Source organism: Actinomadura latina NBRC 106108, from assembly GCF_001552195.1.
Lineage (GTDB): Bacteria > Actinomycetota > Actinomycetes > Streptosporangiales > Streptosporangiaceae > Spirillospora > Spirillospora latina.
In genome coordinates this window covers 21,970-38,043 of record NZ_BCQS01000003.1, presented here as the reverse complement: position 1 = coordinate 38,043, position 16,074 = coordinate 21,970, and the positions used below count along the sequence as shown (strand labels likewise).

14 protein-coding genes and 1 tRNA gene are annotated in these 16,074 nt (G+C 69.0%); 12 read left to right on the top strand and 3 right to left on the bottom strand.

Translation table 11 applies throughout. From position 1 onward, the window contains the following. Positions 1 to 98 precede the first annotated feature (98 nt). The 8 genes from gnd to AL2_RS00870 all read left to right on the top strand — a co-directional run bounded on the left by gnd (position 99) and on the right by AL2_RS00870 (position 9,852). Positions 99 to 1,019, top strand: coding sequence for a phosphogluconate dehydrogenase (NAD(+)-dependent, decarboxylating) (gene gnd, locus AL2_RS00905; RefSeq protein ID WP_067628118.1), 921 nt, complete (start codon positions 99 to 101; stop codon positions 1,017 to 1,019). 46 nt (positions 1,020 to 1,065) lie between these two features. Then, positions 1,066 to 2,190: a DNA replication/repair protein RecF gene (gene recF, locus AL2_RS00900; protein ID WP_067628115.1), complete on the top strand. Its 1,125-nt coding sequence runs from the start codon at positions 1,066 to 1,068 to the stop codon at positions 2,188 to 2,190. Between the two features lie 142 nt (positions 2,191 to 2,332). After that, positions 2,333 to 2,887, top strand: coding sequence for a DciA family protein (locus AL2_RS00895; RefSeq protein WP_067628112.1), 555 nt, complete (start codon positions 2,333 to 2,335; stop codon positions 2,885 to 2,887). A gap of 368 nt (positions 2,888 to 3,255) precedes the next feature. Further along, the gene (gene gyrB, locus AL2_RS00890; RefSeq protein WP_083945812.1) at positions 3,256 to 5,193 is read left to right on the top strand and encodes a DNA topoisomerase (ATP-hydrolyzing) subunit B; all 1,938 of its coding nucleotides are present in this window, start codon (positions 3,256 to 3,258) and stop codon (positions 5,191 to 5,193) included. A 109-nt stretch (positions 5,194 to 5,302) separates the two neighbouring features. Further along, positions 5,303 to 7,825 (top strand): DNA gyrase subunit A, encoded by a 2,523-nt coding sequence (gene gyrA, locus AL2_RS00885; RefSeq protein ID WP_067628106.1) that lies wholly within the window; start codon positions 5,303 to 5,305, stop codon positions 7,823 to 7,825. 42 nt (positions 7,826 to 7,867) lie between these two features. Further along, the gene (locus AL2_RS38925) at positions 7,868 to 8,899 is read left to right on the top strand and encodes a DUF3566 domain-containing protein (RefSeq protein ID WP_245666242.1); all 1,032 of its coding nucleotides are present in this window, start codon (positions 7,868 to 7,870) and stop codon (positions 8,897 to 8,899) included. 92 nt (positions 8,900 to 8,991) lie between these two features. Then, positions 8,992 to 9,065 (top strand) — tRNA-Ile (locus tag AL2_RS00875). Between the two features lie 454 nt (positions 9,066 to 9,519). Next, positions 9,520 to 9,852 carry a hypothetical protein gene (locus tag AL2_RS00870; RefSeq protein WP_067628103.1) on the top strand — a complete coding sequence of 111 codons (333 nt, stop codon included), beginning with the start codon at positions 9,520 to 9,522 and terminating at the stop codon, positions 9,850 to 9,852. A 37-nt stretch (positions 9,853 to 9,889) separates the two neighbouring features. On the opposite strand, the gene AL2_RS00865 is transcribed toward AL2_RS00870, so the two are convergent. The 3 genes from AL2_RS00865 to AL2_RS00850 form a co-directional block, all read right to left on the bottom strand. Then, positions 9,890 to 10,537, bottom strand: coding sequence for an NYN domain-containing protein (locus AL2_RS00865; RefSeq protein ID WP_067628100.1), 648 nt, complete (start codon positions 10,535 to 10,537; stop codon positions 9,890 to 9,892). A gap of 156 nt (positions 10,538 to 10,693) precedes the next feature. Further along, positions 10,694 to 11,272 (bottom strand): tyrosine-type recombinase/integrase, encoded by a 579-nt coding sequence (locus AL2_RS40220; RefSeq protein ID WP_067628097.1) that lies wholly within the window; start codon positions 11,270 to 11,272, stop codon positions 10,694 to 10,696. Positions 11,273 to 12,304: 1,032 nt separating this feature from the next. Then, positions 12,305 to 13,183, bottom strand: a complete 879-nt coding sequence (locus AL2_RS00850; protein WP_174550799.1) for a dioxygenase family protein — start codon at positions 13,181 to 13,183, stop codon at positions 12,305 to 12,307. Between the two features lie 171 nt (positions 13,184 to 13,354). Between AL2_RS00850 and AL2_RS37110 the strand changes: the two genes are divergently transcribed. The 4 genes from AL2_RS37110 (at position 13,355) to AL2_RS00835 (ending at position 15,788) form a co-directional block, all read left to right on the top strand. Continuing rightward, the gene (locus tag AL2_RS37110; RefSeq protein WP_157437942.1) at positions 13,355 to 13,513 is read left to right on the top strand and encodes a DUF8817 family protein; all 159 of its coding nucleotides are present in this window, start codon (positions 13,355 to 13,357) and stop codon (positions 13,511 to 13,513) included. Next, positions 13,444 to 13,851 (top strand): DUF8817 family protein, encoded by a 408-nt coding sequence (locus AL2_RS00845; protein ID WP_501162027.1) that lies wholly within the window; start codon positions 13,444 to 13,446, stop codon positions 13,849 to 13,851. Before AL2_RS37110 ends, AL2_RS00845 begins: the two co-directional genes overlap by 70 nt. 814 nt (positions 13,852 to 14,665) lie before the next feature. Further along, complete coding sequence (locus AL2_RS00840; RefSeq protein ID WP_067628086.1) at positions 14,666 to 14,899, top strand: hypothetical protein; 234 nt, start codon at positions 14,666 to 14,668, stop codon at positions 14,897 to 14,899. Continuing rightward, positions 14,856 to 15,788 (top strand): helix-turn-helix transcriptional regulator, encoded by a 933-nt coding sequence (locus tag AL2_RS00835; protein ID WP_083945809.1) that lies wholly within the window; start codon positions 14,856 to 14,858, stop codon positions 15,786 to 15,788. The genes AL2_RS00840 and AL2_RS00835 overlap by 44 nt, the downstream gene beginning before the upstream one ends. The last annotated feature ends 286 nt before the right edge of the window (positions 15,789 to 16,074 follow it).

Sequence of the window (16,074 nt, the reverse complement as noted above, 5' to 3'; positions counted from 1 at the left end):
CGGCAGGCAGCGCGCGTCAGGCATTGCGCGTCGGGCAGTGCGGCGGGCAGTTGCGCACAGGCATACGCAGGGTTACACACAGGGGAGAGTGAGCTTTCATGGAGCTTGGGATCATCGGCCTGGGCAAGATGGGCGGCAACATGGCCGAGCGGCTGCGCCGCGGCGGCCACACGGTCGTCGGTTACGACCGTGACCCCCAGGTCAGCGACGTCGGGTCGGTGGAGGAGCTGGTCGAGCGGCTGTCCCCGCCGCGCGCGGTGTGGGTGATGGTGCCCGCCGGCGAGCCCACCGCTGAGACCATCCACAAGCTGGGGGAGGTCCTGCAGCCCGGCGACGTCGTGGTGGACGGCGGTAATTCACACTATGTGGACGACCAGAAGCACGGCGAGGAGCTCGCGGCCAAGGGCATCGGGTTCGTCGACTGCGGCGTGAGCGGCGGCGTGTGGGGCCTGCAGAACGGCTACGCGCTCATGGTCGGCGGCGACGACGACAACGTGAAGCGGCTGATGCCGGTCTTCGAGACGCTGAAGCCGGAGGGGGAATTCGGCTTCGTCCACGCCGGCAAGGTCGGCGCGGGCCACTACGTGAAGATGGTCCACAACGGCATCGAGTACGCGATGATGCAGGCGTTCGGCGAGGGCTACGAGCTGATCGAGGCCTGCGACCTGGTGACGCGGGTGCCGGAGACGTTCCTGAGCTGGCAGGAGGGCACGGTCATCCGGTCCTGGCTGCTGGACCTGCTGAACCGCGCGCTCGCCGAGGACCCGGAGCTGGACGACCTGCGCGGCTACGCCAACGACTCGGGCGAGGGCCGCTGGACGGTGCAGGCCGCGGTCCAGTACGCCGTCCCGCTGCCCGCCATCAGCGCCTCCCTGTTCGCGCGGTTCGCCTCCCGGCAGGACGACTCCCCCGCGATGCGCGTCGTCGCCGCCCTCCGCAAGGAGTTCGGCGGTCACGCCATCACGTCCGCCGGTGACGGCGACTCCCCCGGCGCCGACGTCGCGCCTCCCAAGCTCTGAGGGCTGCGGCTCGACCGGCGCCGGTGAGGCTCTACGCTCGTGTCTCGTGCACGTCGCCCACCTTTCGCTGCAGGACTTCCGGTCCTATCCGGCCGCCGAGGTCGCGCTGGAACCCGGGGTCACGGCGTTCGTGGGGCCCAACGGGCAGGGCAAGACGAACCTTGTCGAAGCCATCGGATACGTCGCCTCGCACACCAGCCACAGGGCGGCCACGGACGCGCCGCTCGTCCGGCATGGTGCGCCGCGCGCCATCGTCCGGGCCGGAGTGGTGAAGGACGACCGCAAGGCGCTGATCGAGCTCGAGATCAACCCCGGCAAGGCGAACCGGGCGCGGCTCAACCGGTCCCCCGTCCCCAGGCCGAGGGAGATCCTGGGGATGTTGCGGACCGTGCTGTTCGCCCCGGAGGACCTCGCGCTCGTGAAGGGCGACCCGGGGGAGCGGCGCCGGCTCATGGACGAACTGCTCACCGCGCGGGCTCCCCGCTTCGCCGGCGTGCGTTCCGACTATGACCGCGTCCTCAAGCAACGCAACGCACTGTTGAAATCGGCGGCCGCGCACAGGCGCTCCCCCGGCGCGGAGGTGCTCGCGACCCTGGACGTGTGGGATTCGCATCTGGCACGCACTGGGTCGGAGCTACTGGCGGCACGGTTGCAACTGGTCGACGCACTGCGTCCGCTTGTTGCTCGCGCCTATGCCGCCCTTGCGCCGCACAGCGGCGCGGCCGACCTCGCCTACAAGAGTTCGCTCGGGGACACTGAGTTGTCCACAGACCGTGGACAACTCGCGGAGCAGCTCATGGCGGCCGTGGGGGAGTCCCGCAAGCAGGAGTTGGAGCGGGGCGTGAGTCTCGTCGGCCCGCATCGAGACGAGCTCGTCCTGCGCCTGGGGGAGCTTCCGGCGCGCGGCTACGCGAGCCATGGCGAGTCGTGGTCGTTTGCGCTCGGCCTGCGGTTGGCGGCGTACGAACTGCTGCGGGCGGACGGCGACGACCCCGTTCTCATCCTGGACGACGTGTTCGCCGAGCTGGACACGGGCCGCCGCAGCCGGCTGGCCGGCATGGTCGCGCCGGCCGAGCAGGTCCTCATCACGGCTGCCGTCCCCGCGGACGTGCCCGCCGAACTGACAGGGGGCTCGTATACCGTCTCCGACGGCAAGGTCGTCCGGGACTGACGGATGAGAGGCCCGGCGACTCTGCGCGATTGATGGTGACCGGCGGCGCAGATGGCGGCGGGTCCGCTGCTAGCGACGGGGCCGGTCCGCGGCCGGCTGGGCGGGGGGACGTCCCCCGGGCGGAACGGGGAGGGGCGAGCGCGTGACCGACGATCCACAGGATGTGGACAACTCCCCCGGCGAACCCCCCGCATCCCCCGGCGAATCCCCCGAGGCCGGCGCTGCTCCGGCCAAGTCGGGGATCGAGCTGGCGCGCGAGGCGCTCGCCCAGGCGAAGGCCGACGCCCTGAAGCGCGGCACGCTCCCCGGCCAGAACGGCAGGCGCAAGGGCAGCGGACGTGTCGTCCGGGTCAGGGATCCCGGGCGCGGCGGTGACCCCAAGCTGTTCAGCGCGGCGATCCGCGAGCTGATGGCGTCCCGCGGCTGGGAGCAGCGGGCGGCCGTCGGCGGCGTGTTCGGCAACTGGGCGGGCATCGTCGGCGCCGACCTGGCCGAGCACACCCGCCCCGATCACTTCGAGGACGGCGTGCTGACCGTCGCCGCCGACTCCACGACGTGGGCGACGCAGCTGCGCCTGCTGTCGTCCACCCTCGTCCGGCGGCTGAACGAGGAACTCGGGCACGGAACCGTCCGCCGGGTGAAGGTCGTGGGGCCGTCGTCCGGCCCGCGCCGGACCGGCGCCTGGCGCGTGCGCTGAGGCGCCCGCCCCGCCCCCGCCGGGCGGGCCGGCGGCCCCGGCGAGCCGGTGGGAACATCCGTTCGGAAGGCGGGGCGCCCAGTTCAGCGGCCAGCGCCACGTAGGCCAGAGAACCCCCGGGGACCTATGGGGGGATGTGGCTCCAGCCCCAATCGGCCGCCACACGCGCATACAGCGCTCGCGAGTGCCACTTTTCGCCGCGTGACCCGGTAGAATGTATGCGGTTCAGGATGCTGCGCCGCCATGGGGTGCCCGGGCCTCTGACCAAGACGAACAGAGCACGACCGGGCGCCCCCATGTGTGTTACGGGGCACACCGCGCCTCCCTCGGGCGCGGAGCGGCGGACATCCCCGGCAGGAGGATCTCCTTTGGCGTACGACGCTAGTTCGATCACTGTCCTTGAAGGGCTTGAGGCGGTTCGCAAGCGCCCGGGCATGTACATCGGCTCGACCGGTGAGCGCGGCCTGCACCACCTCGTCTACGAGATCGTGGACAACGGGGTCGACGAGGCCCTGGCCGGCCATGCCGACAACATCGTGGTGACGCTGCTGGCCGACGGCGGCATAAGCGTGGACGACAACGGCCGCGGCATCCCCGTCGGCGAGCACCCGGTGGAGAAACGTCCGGCCATCGAGCTGGTGTTCACCACGCTGCACGCGGGCGGCAAGTTCGACGGCAAGTCCTACGCCGTCTCCGGTGGTCTGCACGGCGTCGGCTCGTCCGTGGTCAACGCGCTGTCCACCCGGCTGGAGGCCGAGGTCCGCCGGAACGGCCACGTGTGGCGCCAGTCGTACACGTGGCGCGGGCCCGAGAGCGAGCTTCGCCAGGGCGAGGAGACCGACGGCACCGGCACCCTCATCAGGTTCTGGCCCGACCCCGACATCTTCGAGACCACCGAGTGGAACTTCGAGACGCTCTCCCGCCGCATGCAGGAGATGGCGTTCCTCAACCGCGGCCTCGCCATCACCCTGCGGGACGAGCGGCCCGACCACTCCAACGGTGAGCCGCACGTCGTCCGGTACCACTACGAGGGCGGCATCGAGGACTTCGTCCGCTACATCAACGCGCGCAAGGACGCCGTCCACGAGTCGGTCGTGTACTTCGACGACCACACCGAGGGCATGTCGGTCGAGATCGCCATGCAGTGGAACTCGTCCTACGCCGAGTCCGTCCACACGTTCGCCAACACCATCAACACGGCGGAGGGCGGCACCCACGAGGAGGGCTTCCGGGCGGCGCTGACCACGATCGTCAACCGGTACGCCCGCGACAAGGGCCTGCTGCGCGACAAGGACGACAACCTCACCGGTGAGGACGTCCGCGAGGGCCTCACCGCGATCATCTCCATCAAGCTGGCCGACCCGCAGTTCGAGGGCCAGACCAAGACCAAGCTCGGCAACACCGAGGCCAAGTCGTTCGTGCAGAAGGCGTGCAACGAGCACCTGCGCGACTGGTTCGAGGAGAACCCCGGCGAGGCCAAGGAGATCATCAACAAGGCGTCGCAGGCGGCGCGCGCGCGCGTCGCGGCACGGCAGGCGCGCGACCTGACCCGCCGCAAGAGCCTGCTGGAGTCGACGTCGCTGCCCGGCAAGCTGTCGGACTGCCAGTCCACCGACCCGGCCAAGTCCGAGCTGTACATCGTCGAGGGCGACTCGGCGGGCGGCTCCGCGAAGGGCGGCCGCAACCCGCACTTCCAGGCGATCCTCCCGATCCGCGGCAAGATCCTCAACGTGGAGAAGGCCAGGATCGACAAGATCCTGAAGAACAACGAGGTGCAGGCGATCATCACGGCGCTCGGCACCGGCGTGCACGACGAGTTCGACATCGGCAAGCTCCGCTATCACAAGATCATCCTGATGTCGGACGCCGATGTCGACGGCCACCACATCAACACCCTGCTGATGACGCTGCTGTTCCGGTTCATGAAACCGCTGATCGAGGCCGGGCACGTGTACCTGTCGCAGCCCCCGCTCTACAAGATCAAGTGGGACGCGCGGGGCAACGAGGCCGACTACGCGTTCTCCGACGCCGAACGCGACGCCGTCATCGAGGCCGGCATCGCCGCCGGCAGGCGCGACCCCCGTCCCCGCGACCAGGTGCAGCGGTTCAAGGGCCTCGGCGAGATGAACGCCAACGAGCTGTGGGACACCACCATGGACCCCGACAACCGGGTCCTGCTGCAGGTCCAGCTGGACGACGCCGCCCAGGCGGACGAGCTGTTCAGCGTGCTCATGGGCGAGGAGGTCGAGCCCCGCCGGGAGTTCATCCAGCGCAACGCCAAGGACGTGCGCTTCCTCGACATCTGAGGTACGCGCCCGCGCCGGGCTCCCGCCGGCCTGACTCCCGCGGCTCCCGCAGGTCCGGTTCCCGCAGGCAGGCGTACTTCCTTCCCACCGAGCAGAAGAGGTCTTGAGAGTGACGGACGTGACCGCAGAGAGCGGCTACCCCGGCGAACGGATCGAGCCGGTCGACATCCAGGTCGAGATGCAGAAGAGCTACCTCGACTACGCGATGTCGGTCATCGTCGCGCGCGCGCTGCCCGAGGTACGCGACGGCCTCAAGCCCGTCCACCGCCGCGTCCTGTACGCGATGTACGACGGCGGGTACAGGCCCGACCGCGGCTACTTCAAGTGCGCCCGCGTCGTCGGCGACGTCATGGGCAACTACCACCCGCACGGCGACTCCGCCATCTACGACGCGCTCGTCCGGCTGGCGCAGCCCTGGTCGATGCGGTACCCGCTGGTCGACGGCAATGGCAACTTCGGCTCGCGCGGCAACGACCCCGCCGCGGCCATGCGGTACACCGAGTGCCGCATGGCGCCCCTCGCGATGGAGCTCCTGCGCGACATCGACAAGGAGACCGTCGACTTCTCCCCCAACTACGACGGCCGCTCGCAGGAACCGGACGTCCTGCCGTCCCGGTACCCGAACCTGCTGGTCAACGGGTCCGCCGGCATCGCGGTCGGGATGGCGACGAACATCCCGCCGCACAATCTGCGCGAGGTCGCCGACGGCGTCCGCTGGTACCTCGACAACTACGGCGCGTCTGACGAAGAGCTGCTCGAGGCGCTGATCGAGCGGATCAAGGGCCCCGACTTCCCGACCGCCGGCCTCATCGTCGGCCGCAAGGGCATCGAGGAGGCCTACCGGACCGGCCGCGGCTCCATCACCATGCGGGCCGTCGTCGAGGTCGAGGAGATCCAGGGCCGCACCTGCCTCGTCGTCACCCAGCTTCCGTACCAGGTCAACCCCGACAACCTGGCCCTCAAGATCGCGGACGGCGTCAAGGACGGCAAGCTCGACGGCATCGCCGACGTCCGCGACGAGACGTCCGGCCGGACCGGGCAGCGCCTCGTCATCGTCCTCAAGCGGGACGCCGTCGCCAAGGTCGTCCTCAACAACCTCTACAAGCACACCCAGCTGCAGGAGACCTTCGGCGCGAACATGCTCGCGCTGGTGGACGGCGTGCCGCGCACCCTGCGCGTCGACCAGTTCGTCCGGCACTGGGTCGCGCACCAGATCGACGTCATCGTCCGCCGCACCCGGTTCCTGCTCCGCAAGGCCGAGGAGCGCGCCCACATCCTGCGCGCGCTGCTGAAGGCACTCGACCGGATCGACGAGGTCATCGCCCTCATCCGGCGCTCGCCGTCCGCCTCGCAGGCGCAGCAGGGCCTGATGGATCTGCTGGAGATCGACGAGATCCAGGCGCAGGCCATCCTCGACATGCAGCTGCGCAAGCTCGCCGCCCTGGAGCGCCAGCAGATCACCGACGAGTACGACAAGCTCATGGCGGAGATCGACGACTACAACGACATCCTCGCCTCGCCCGATCGGCAGCGGCGGATCGTCGGCGACGAGCTCGCCCCCATCGTCGAGAAGTTCGGCGACGACCGGCGCACCGAGATCATCCCCTTCGACGGGGACGTGTCGTACGAGGACCTCATCGCCGAAGAGGACGTCGTCGTCACCATCACCCGCGGCGGCTACGCCAAGCGCACCAAGACCGACCTGTACCGGGCGCAGCGGCGCGGCGGCAAGGGCGTCCGCGGCGCGCAGCTGAAGCAGGACGACATCGTCGACCAGTTCTTCGTCACCTCGACGCACAATTGGATCCTGTTCTTCACCAACAAGGGCCGCGTCTACCGGGCGAAGGCGTACGAACTGCCCGACTCCGGCCGTGACTCGCGCGGGCAGCACGTCGCGAACCTGCTGGCCTTCCAGCCGGACGAGCGCATCGCCCAGGTCATGACCCTCCGCGACTACGACGTGGCCCCCTACCTCGTCCTCGGGACGCAGAAGGGCCGCGTCAAGAAGACCGCGCTGCGCGACTTCGACTCGCCCCGCACCGGCGGCATCATCGCCATCAACCTGGTCGACGCCGACGAGGTGATCGCCGCCCGGCTCGTGTCCAACGAGGACCAGCTGCTGATGGTCTCGACCGGCGCGCAGGCGATCAAGTTCCGGGCCGACGACGAGTCGCTGCGGCCGATGGGACGCGCCACCTCCGGCGTCATCGGCATGCGATTCGACGAGGACCAGGAAGTTCTCAACATGCTCGTCGTCCACAACGGCTCGGACGACGTCCTGGTGGCCACCCGGGGCGGCTACGCCAAGCGCACTCCCGTGGACCAGTATCCGCTCCAAGGACGTGGGGGTAAGGGCGTCCTCACCGCTAAGATCGTTGAATCGCGCGGGATGTTGGTAGGGGCGCTGATGGTCGGCCCCGACGACGAGGTGTTCGCGATGACGTCGAACGGCGGCGTGATCCGCACGACCGCCGCGGAGATCAAGCAGTCCGGCAGGCAGACCATGGGCGTCCGCCTGATGAACCTCGCGGACGGGGACAGCGTGGTGGCGATCGCGAGGAACGTAGAGTCCATCGAGGACTCAGAGTCCATCGCGGACTCGGACGAGGGCGAAGGGGGCGACGGTGAGTGACGTATCCTGCATCGTCACCGAGCCGCTAGGCCAGGAGGACACGTGAGCACCGAGCCCGGCAAGAACAAGGGCGGTCCGCCCGGCGCGGCCGCCCCGGGGACGGGCGGCGCGGGCGACGCCGGCAAGAAGCCCGGCGCCAAGACCGGGCCGTCCAAGTCCGGGACGAAGCCGTCCAAGACCGTGGCCGCCGCGTCCGCCAAGTCCGGGCGGGACGAGACGACCGTCGACATCGACTCCGCCAAGCCCGCGGCCGACTCCGGCGCCGCGAAGCCCTCCGAGACCTCGAAGGACTCCGCCGATACGACCAGGATCGACCTGGCGAAGATCGAGGACAAGCCGGCGAAGGACGCCGAGACGCCCGAGATCGCCCCGGTCAAGGACACCGCCGAGGACTCCGCGAAGCCCTCTTCCTCCGCGTCCTCCCCCGGCCCGGCGGGATGGGCCAAACCCGCCGAGCCGTCCGGTTCGGTCTCGGCAGGACGTACGGAATCCGCGGCGAAGCCGTTCAACTCGTCGTCCGGTGGCTCCTCCTCCGCCGCGTCGTCCGGCAACTCCTCGTCGGCCGCGTCGTCGGGCGGCTTCCCCTCCGGCGGCTCCTCCGGTGGCTCCGGCCGCGGCTTCGCCGGCACCGTCCTCAAGGACCGCCCGTCCACGTCCGTCACCCCGGCGAACTCCGCCAAGCCCGCGAACGGCAAGCCGGCCCGCAAGGCCCAGCTCCAGCTCGCCCGGCTCGAGCCGTGGTCGGTGATGAAGTTCAGCTTCGTCATGTCGCTGGTCTGCTTTGTCGTCCTGCTCGTCGCCGTCATCGTCCTCTACGTGATCCTGTCCGGCCTCGGCGTGTTCGACGCCATCAGCGACACGATCAACAGCCTCACCAAGGAACAGGGCGAGACGACCGGCAGCGTCGACGCCGGAAACTGGTTCTCCTTCTTCCGCGTCTTCGGCTACACCGTCCTCGTGGGCGCCCTGAACGTCATGCTCATCACCGCCCTCTCCACGGTCGGCTCCGTCATCTACAACCTCGCCGCCGACCTCGTGGGCGGCGTCGAGGTCACCCTCAAGGAGGCCGAGTAGCCCCACCCCGCCGCCGCCCGACAACCGATTTCCGGTTGTCCGCCCAGATGGGGTAACCTCTCGTTGCGCCGCCAGGGGCGGCGGCACATTCCGGGCCTATAGCTCAGTCGGTTAGAGCGCATCCCTGATAAGGATGAGGCCGGAGGTTCAAGTCCTCCTAGGCCCACCCAGTAATCCCAGCTCAGAGGCCGGTTCCGCGTCCAGCGGACCCGGCCTCAAGATCTTTTGGCACTCCGATGGCACTGGGACCTCGCACCATCAGGACACACCAGCCGACAGTTCGTGTCCCCCCCGTGTGTTGGCCTGTCCCCCCGTCGTGATGCTGCGAGGCCTTCTGACCAGGCGGCTTCAAGCCGAGGTTCGGAGGCTTGTCCCGGACTCTCAGAGCCGGCGGTGTAGGGGCCTCGGCTGGACGCCGTTCCAAGGACCTCTGCTGGCGCAGGGCAAGAAATGGAAATCGTGCACATAAGGCGGCCTGGACCGAGCGCGGTCCAGGCGGTGGACGAGGATCGAGCGCGATCCGGGAGGTGGCGGCAGTAGCCGGGCATGGTGAAGCGAGGCCGACGGGCGCACCGAGCGTGAACCGGCGAGCACATCGGACTCCCCGGCGAAAACGGTCGGTGAGGTTCTCCCTGTCGGACGAAGAGCACGCGCTGGTGGCTTCGGCGGCAGCGGAAGAGCGACTGGCGCTCGGCGCGTATGCGGCACAGGCAGTGCTTGCTGCCGCGCGCGGCAGCGCCCAGCCACAATACGGCCTGCTGAGGGAGGCACTGAAGACGGTGATGCACGCGGCCGGGCAGGCCAGGCGTATCGGCGTGAACCTCAATCAGGCGGTCGCCGCCGTGCACTCGGGCGGACCGCCGCCTGAGCTGCGCTGGTACATGGATACGGCGGCGCGTACCGTGCGGCATCTCGATGACCTTGCCGAAGAGATCCGTGGGCACCTGCCCTGACGCCGAACTCAGGCGGCTCTGCCCCCGGTGAGGGCGATTATGCCCACTTGTCGGGACGTTGGCGAGCGAGGCCGTTGTCCGGGACGGAGTCGGGCAGCAGTGACGTCATCAGATGCTCCTCCCTGATCGGGAAGGAGGTCACCATGCCGTCGAACCGGTTGGGCCGGCCTCGTCCAGGAGGACAGGCGACCAGTATTGGGCGAGTGGGCGCCAACTCCAGTGACGCCTTGATCGCGGGTAGGAAGTCGGTGTCCGTAGAGATCAGCAACGACAGGTCGCCGTTCCCCAGTGCGGCGTCCCGGACCATCTCGGTGGCCAGCGCGACGTCGGTCAGCTTCTCCTCGTAGGTGCGGTAGCGCTGCTGGGGCGGCTCGCACCGGCACTGCCACTGTGCACCGCACGCCCGGCAGCCGATGCGCATGTTCTTCACCTTGAAGTGGCCTCGGATCACCTGTACCTGTGTCCGGTGCGCCGTCAGCGCGGCCAGATACGTCTCCTGGCGGCGGGCGGCGTCCGGCTCCCCTTTGACGATGGCGGTGAAGTACTTCACCGCTTGCACCGTGTCGTCGCGCCGCATCTGCTGGACCAGTTCGACGATGTCAAGCCACAGGTAGGCGCGGCCGTACTTGGACTTCAAGCCGTGGTAGAGGTTGAACCCGTCGACGTACGCGATCGTATCCGGCACGTGACAGAACGTTAGACGTCGGTGGAAGTGGCGCGTGTGGGAAGTAGCAACTATCCTCGGTCTCAGACGAAGTCGGTTACGACCGACAGGGCGGCCCCGTTCAGGGGCCGCATTTTTTTTGGGTGGGCGGAATGCCCCTCGATGCGGGGCCTGCCGTCAGGCCGTGCTCAGGTGGGGGCGGGAGTCAGGGCGGAGGGCCAGAGCCACGTCGGCGATGGCGGCTCGGAGACGTTCGTTCTCGGCTTTGAGAGTGTCCAGCTCGGAGGTTTCTGGGGCTTCGGTGATCTGGAGTCCGCGGATCTTGTCAAGGGCGGCGAGCGCGGTCTCATCGGCGTTGGGCAGGGTGTGGAGGTACTGCTCGGTCGTGGCGATCGAGGCATGGCCCAGGCGTTCCTTGACGACCTGGAGGTCTGCGCCGCCGGCCAGGAGCCAGGAAGCGTGGGCGTGGCGCAGGTGGTGCGGGGTGACGTGGTCCAGCCCGGCGGCCTTGCGGGCGGGGTTCCAGATCTGCTTGCGGAACCAGTCGGCGGGGATGTGGCCGTCGGACTGGCGTACGCGCGGCGAGCGCGGGCTGTCCTTGCCGGTGACACGACGCCGGGCGCGGTAGAGGCGGTAGGCCTCTCTGCAGTACTCGCAGCGGCACTTTCCAGTGGTGTAGGCCGTGAGCGAGCCGTGGTCGTAGCTCTTCCCCTGTTCGTTGGGGGTGGTCTTGCCATGGGCACCAGGCACCGGCACGGGCCGTAGCTTCCTGGGCCTGGGCTGGTGCACAGGCAGGTAAGTGAAGAAGAGGTCGTCCTCCCCAAGGCCCCGGTCGCCAACGTGTGCCTTGAGTTTGCGGACGATCTGAGGGCTGAGTTTGAAGCGGCGGTACTCCTTGCCCTTGGGATAGGGCTTGACGAGGAAGCGGCCTTGGGTCGGATGGAACTTCGGGTTGAGTTCGAGTTTCGCCCCAGCGCAGCCCGCTTTCGATGACCGTCTCGACGAGCAGGCGGCTGCCGGCGTCGGGCAGCGCTCGGTAGAGGCTGTCGAATTGCCTGGTCGTTGAGGGCCGTGGTGAAGATCGAGTTGAGGATCCCCCGCTTGCACTTCTGGATCGTGGCCGCGGATGCCCCCTTGCGCTGCGCGGCCTCGTCGTAGCGGTAGTCATGGATGCGGTGGGCGGTCGCGGCCACGGTGATCGTGTTCAAGCCTCGGAGTGCGGCCCGCCCTCGGGGTGAAAGATCGGGAGTCAGCGATACCCGGGTACCGGGCGGAAGCGTGGCCAACTGACCAAGGTGGTGTGGAATCTGTTCGAGTGGCAGGCGCGGCGCATCCGGGCGGCCGGTCATGGGCCGTTGTCCGGGGGGCGGCGGTCCTTTGCGCGGCCGATCGCTGCGGCCACGGCGCCTGCCATGATGCCGACGACGGCTCCCATGAGGCCCGTGCCGATCGCGCTGTCGGACGACTCGTAGCCTCCGCTTCCGTAGTAGCCCCAGAGGGCTCCCGCCGATGTACCGATGACCATTCCGGCCAGTGTTCTGCGAAACGACCGCATGGGACGACTACAGCACCGAGTCGGGTCCTGGGGAAGGGGCTGATCGGAGTCCGCCGGGGCGGCATTCGTCCGTGCCGGTCGCGCACGGTTATCCAGAGGATGAGGGGGTTTCTCCACAGGTTGTGGATAACTGGGGTTGCAGTACTGGGCGTGTATTGGGTTGCGCGAGCTTGTGGACTTGGCCGGCCGCCGGTATGCCGGGCCTGGGAGCGGCCTGCGGACGTTCGCACAGGTCAAGCTGGTTCTCTGGTCAGGACGAGGTCGAACTCAGCGTGGCGGAAAGGGGGCCGGACGCGGTTGAGCGCGGCGGACTCCTCGTCGTCCGACTCGGTGAAGTCGACGATGAGGCCGTGCTTGACCGCGAAGACGGCGTCCGAGTCCAGATAGGGGCTGCCGGCTACGAAGATGTGGGTGGTCAGCGGTGTGTGCCCGGGTGCCTGGACGATGAAATGAATGTGCGCGGGCCGGTAGGGGTGCCGCCGGGTCGCCTTGAGGAGCCGCCCGACCGGGCCGTCTGTGGGGATCGGGTAATGGCTGGGCACGATCGTGCGGAAACGGAACCGGCCCTGGTCGTCGGCGCGGAAAAGTCCGCGGCCGTTGCCGGACGGTTGCGAACCCGGCTGCTGGACGTCGTAGAACCCCTTTTCGTCGCACTGCCAAACGTCGATCTCCGCGTGCGGCAGCGGTGATCCGTCGATGCTCAGGACGCGACCTGACACCACGCACGGTTCGGCTTCGCCCACCAGGTCGATGCTGTCGCCGAGTGCGCGCGGTGGCGACTCGACCATGTGGAAGGGGCCCAGGACGGTGCTCTCCGTTCCGCCTTCCTGTTCGTTCAGGGTCTCCACGAGCATTGAGACGCCCAGAACGTCCGACAGCAGGACGAACTCCTGCCGCGTGTCAGTGCACGTCTGGCCCACCGCGGTGAGAAACTTGATCGCTCGTTCCCACTCCCGGACTGACGGCCTGGCCTCGCGGACGAACGCGTGCAAGTGGCGGGTGAGCGTGGTCAGCAGTTCCCGGAGGCGCGCATCTGGAGTCTCGCTGAAGCTGTTCTGAACGGCCTCCGTGGCGCTGTGCTCGTTGAAGTCCACGATGCCTCCCGGCCTCATTGTCCACAGTCTGTGGAAAACCCTCGCGGCTGGCGTCTCAGATGCGGCCGAGATCCGGCCGTGACGACGAAACCTCATCATCCACCGCGGCGGGCCCGTTCAGGGAAAGGCACGACTGCCGAGTCGGTATTCAAGTTTGACTATAGGTCTTGATCGACGTACGCTCCGAGCATGGGTGAGAAGGCGTTTCCGATCTATCCATGCCGTTCGATCGAGGCGACCTGGGAGTTCTATCGGGTCCTCGGCCTCGAGCGGACGTCCTGGCAGACGCGTCCCAACCCATACCTCGCCGTTCGGCGCGGCAAGGTCGAGTTGCAGTTCTTCGGGTAGCGCAGGTCTCGGAGGAACTGGGGCACGCGCCGGCTCCGGCAGGGAAGGCGGCCAAGGCCCTCCACATGGCGGCGCTGCTGGGCGGCGACTCGAAAGGGGACCATCAGGCCGCCGCCCGCGTCCTCGACCGCCTGCTGGCCTCCGATGACCCTCTGACCTCGTCCGAGCGGTTCACGGCCCTGGTGCTGCGGGCCGACGCCGCCGTCCACATGGAGGAATGGGCCAGCGCTCGTGACTTCATCGCCGAGGCCCGCAGTATCCCCCCTGTGAGCCCGTCCGCCCATGTGGACGACCTTCGGCGGCTGGACGACCTGGAGGGTTTCCTGCCCACCGACTGAAATGATCATCGTGCAGTGTGGTGCGACGGCGGTCGGGTTGGGGATGCGTCTGGGGATTGCCGGTGGGTAGCGTTGTCCACTGCTTCCGGCTGGCTGTGGAGGGGATTTGCCCACAGGCTGTGAACAGGGTGTGGGCGACGGTGATCCAAAGTGACCCTCGCCGCAGGTCAGCGGCTTTTCCACGAGGTGGACAACTACGCGAGCCGGTTGGGGACAGCCTGGGGAAGAATGGTGGACGGGGAGTCGGCCGGTTGTGCCCAGGGTGTGCACAGAAGTTATCCACAGGTTGTGGATGTGTGGACGGCGGCTGGGGGCGCGTGAATGATGGAGGGGTCGGCGTCCGATGCGCCGCATAGACCGTGGAAAACCCGGCTGTTCTGGGGATCTGCCTGTGGACGCGACCTCCGGATCGCCTGCTGTCAGGGGAGGGAAGGTGTGCGCGAGAGTTGTCCACAACCTGTGGATTATCGCGTCCGAGACGACCCATCGCGGCAGACTATTCACCCCAGGGCGTCCCCCGGCGACGGATGTCTCCCGCTGCCCAGTGACCGACGGGACAGGGGAGGCGACTGTGATGTCGACCCTGTGGGGCGCTTGTGCGTCCTTGGGGGCGGCAGAAGCGGGATGAGACTCGGGAGGTTCTCCGTTGTCGTGTCCATGGCCGGCATGTTCAGAGCGGACGCCGCACGTGAGCCGAGTGCCGCGCCACGCCCGGCGCGGCGGGTGCCCGGATGCGTACGATGGCCTGGTCCAGCGGCCGTGACACCTCGTCCGACCTGCGAACACCAGTTCGAAGGCGTGCTACGCTCCCGCCATGGGGCAGTTGCTGAACGAGCCGGTCCAGACGGAGCACGACCCGGCGGGACGGCTCACCGCGTACGAGTGGCGGGGGTCGCGCTACGCGGTGGACGCGGTGCTGAAGACCTACGGGACGGCCCGCGAGGGAAGGGTCTACCGGGTGCGCGTCACCGGTGCCGAGGGCGTGGCCGTCGCGGAGCTCGGCCGTGACGAGGACCGCTGGCGGCTCCGGCACGTCTTCTCGGCCTGATCCCCAGCCCGGTCACGGTGGTGCGCCGGCCGCCGACCGGACCCTCTGGACACGCGTCGGCGGGATCCAGGGCGCGCCGCTCGATCTGCTGACGGCCAGGATCGGGCGTCGGCACTACGCGCCGCACATCCACGACGAGTACGCCATCGGGGTGACGGTCGACGGCCTGGAGACGATGCACTACCGGGGCGAGAGGATCTACTCGGCGGCCGGCAGCGTCGTCGTGGTCGAGCCCGGGGAGGCGCACACGGGCGGTCCGGCACGTCCGGAAGGGTTCGCCTACCTGTGTCTTTACCCGGGCGCCGAACTGCTGGGCGCCGCGACGGCGATCGAGCCCGGCCTCGTTCCGGCGGAGCCGCACTTTCGCGACCCGATCATCGACGACGTCCGGCTCGGGCAGGAACTGCGGCTGGCCCACCGTGCCCTCCGGCTCGGCGAAGACCCCTTGGAGGGCGAGTCCCGGCTGCTCGGGGTCCTCGGCACGCTCATCCGGCGGCATGCGGTGCACGGACCGAGAGCGGTGCCGCAGCGCCGGCGATCCGACGCTGGACGCGTCGCGCGCCAGGTCGCGACCCGACTCTCGGACGAGCTGGCCGCCCCGCCGACGCTCGCCGAGCTGGCCGCCGACCTTGGACTCTCCCGCTACCAGCTGCTGCGCGCCTTCCGCGACTCGATGGGCATGCCGCCGTACGCGTGGCTCGCCCAGCACCGGGTGACGCGGGCCCGCCTGCTGCTGGAAACGGGGCATCGTCCCGCCGAGGCGGCGACGCTCGTCGGGTTCGCCGACCAGGCGCATCTCACCCGCTGGTTCCGCCGCGTGCTCGGCGTCACACCGGGCGCGTACCGCAACAGCGTTCAAGACAGCGCCGTCCGCCGCGACGCATCCTGAGTACGTCCGCCCCGACGGGGCCGGCCGAACTGATCACGCCGGGGTCTTCCTGGAGCCGATCACGGCCGGGGCCGGAGGTCGCCACGCCGGACTCGCCTCACGGCGGGGTCCTTCCGGCGCCGCTCATGGCCCGGTTTGGACGGGGCCGCGCTGGACTCGCCCACGGTCGGGTCCTCCTGGCGCTCATCATGGCCCGGATCGGATGTCGCCGTGCGGGACTCGCCGTCCCGTACCGGCATTGTGGACGGCCCGGCGGCCGGGCGCGGGGGTGCTCGGCCGGGCGGGC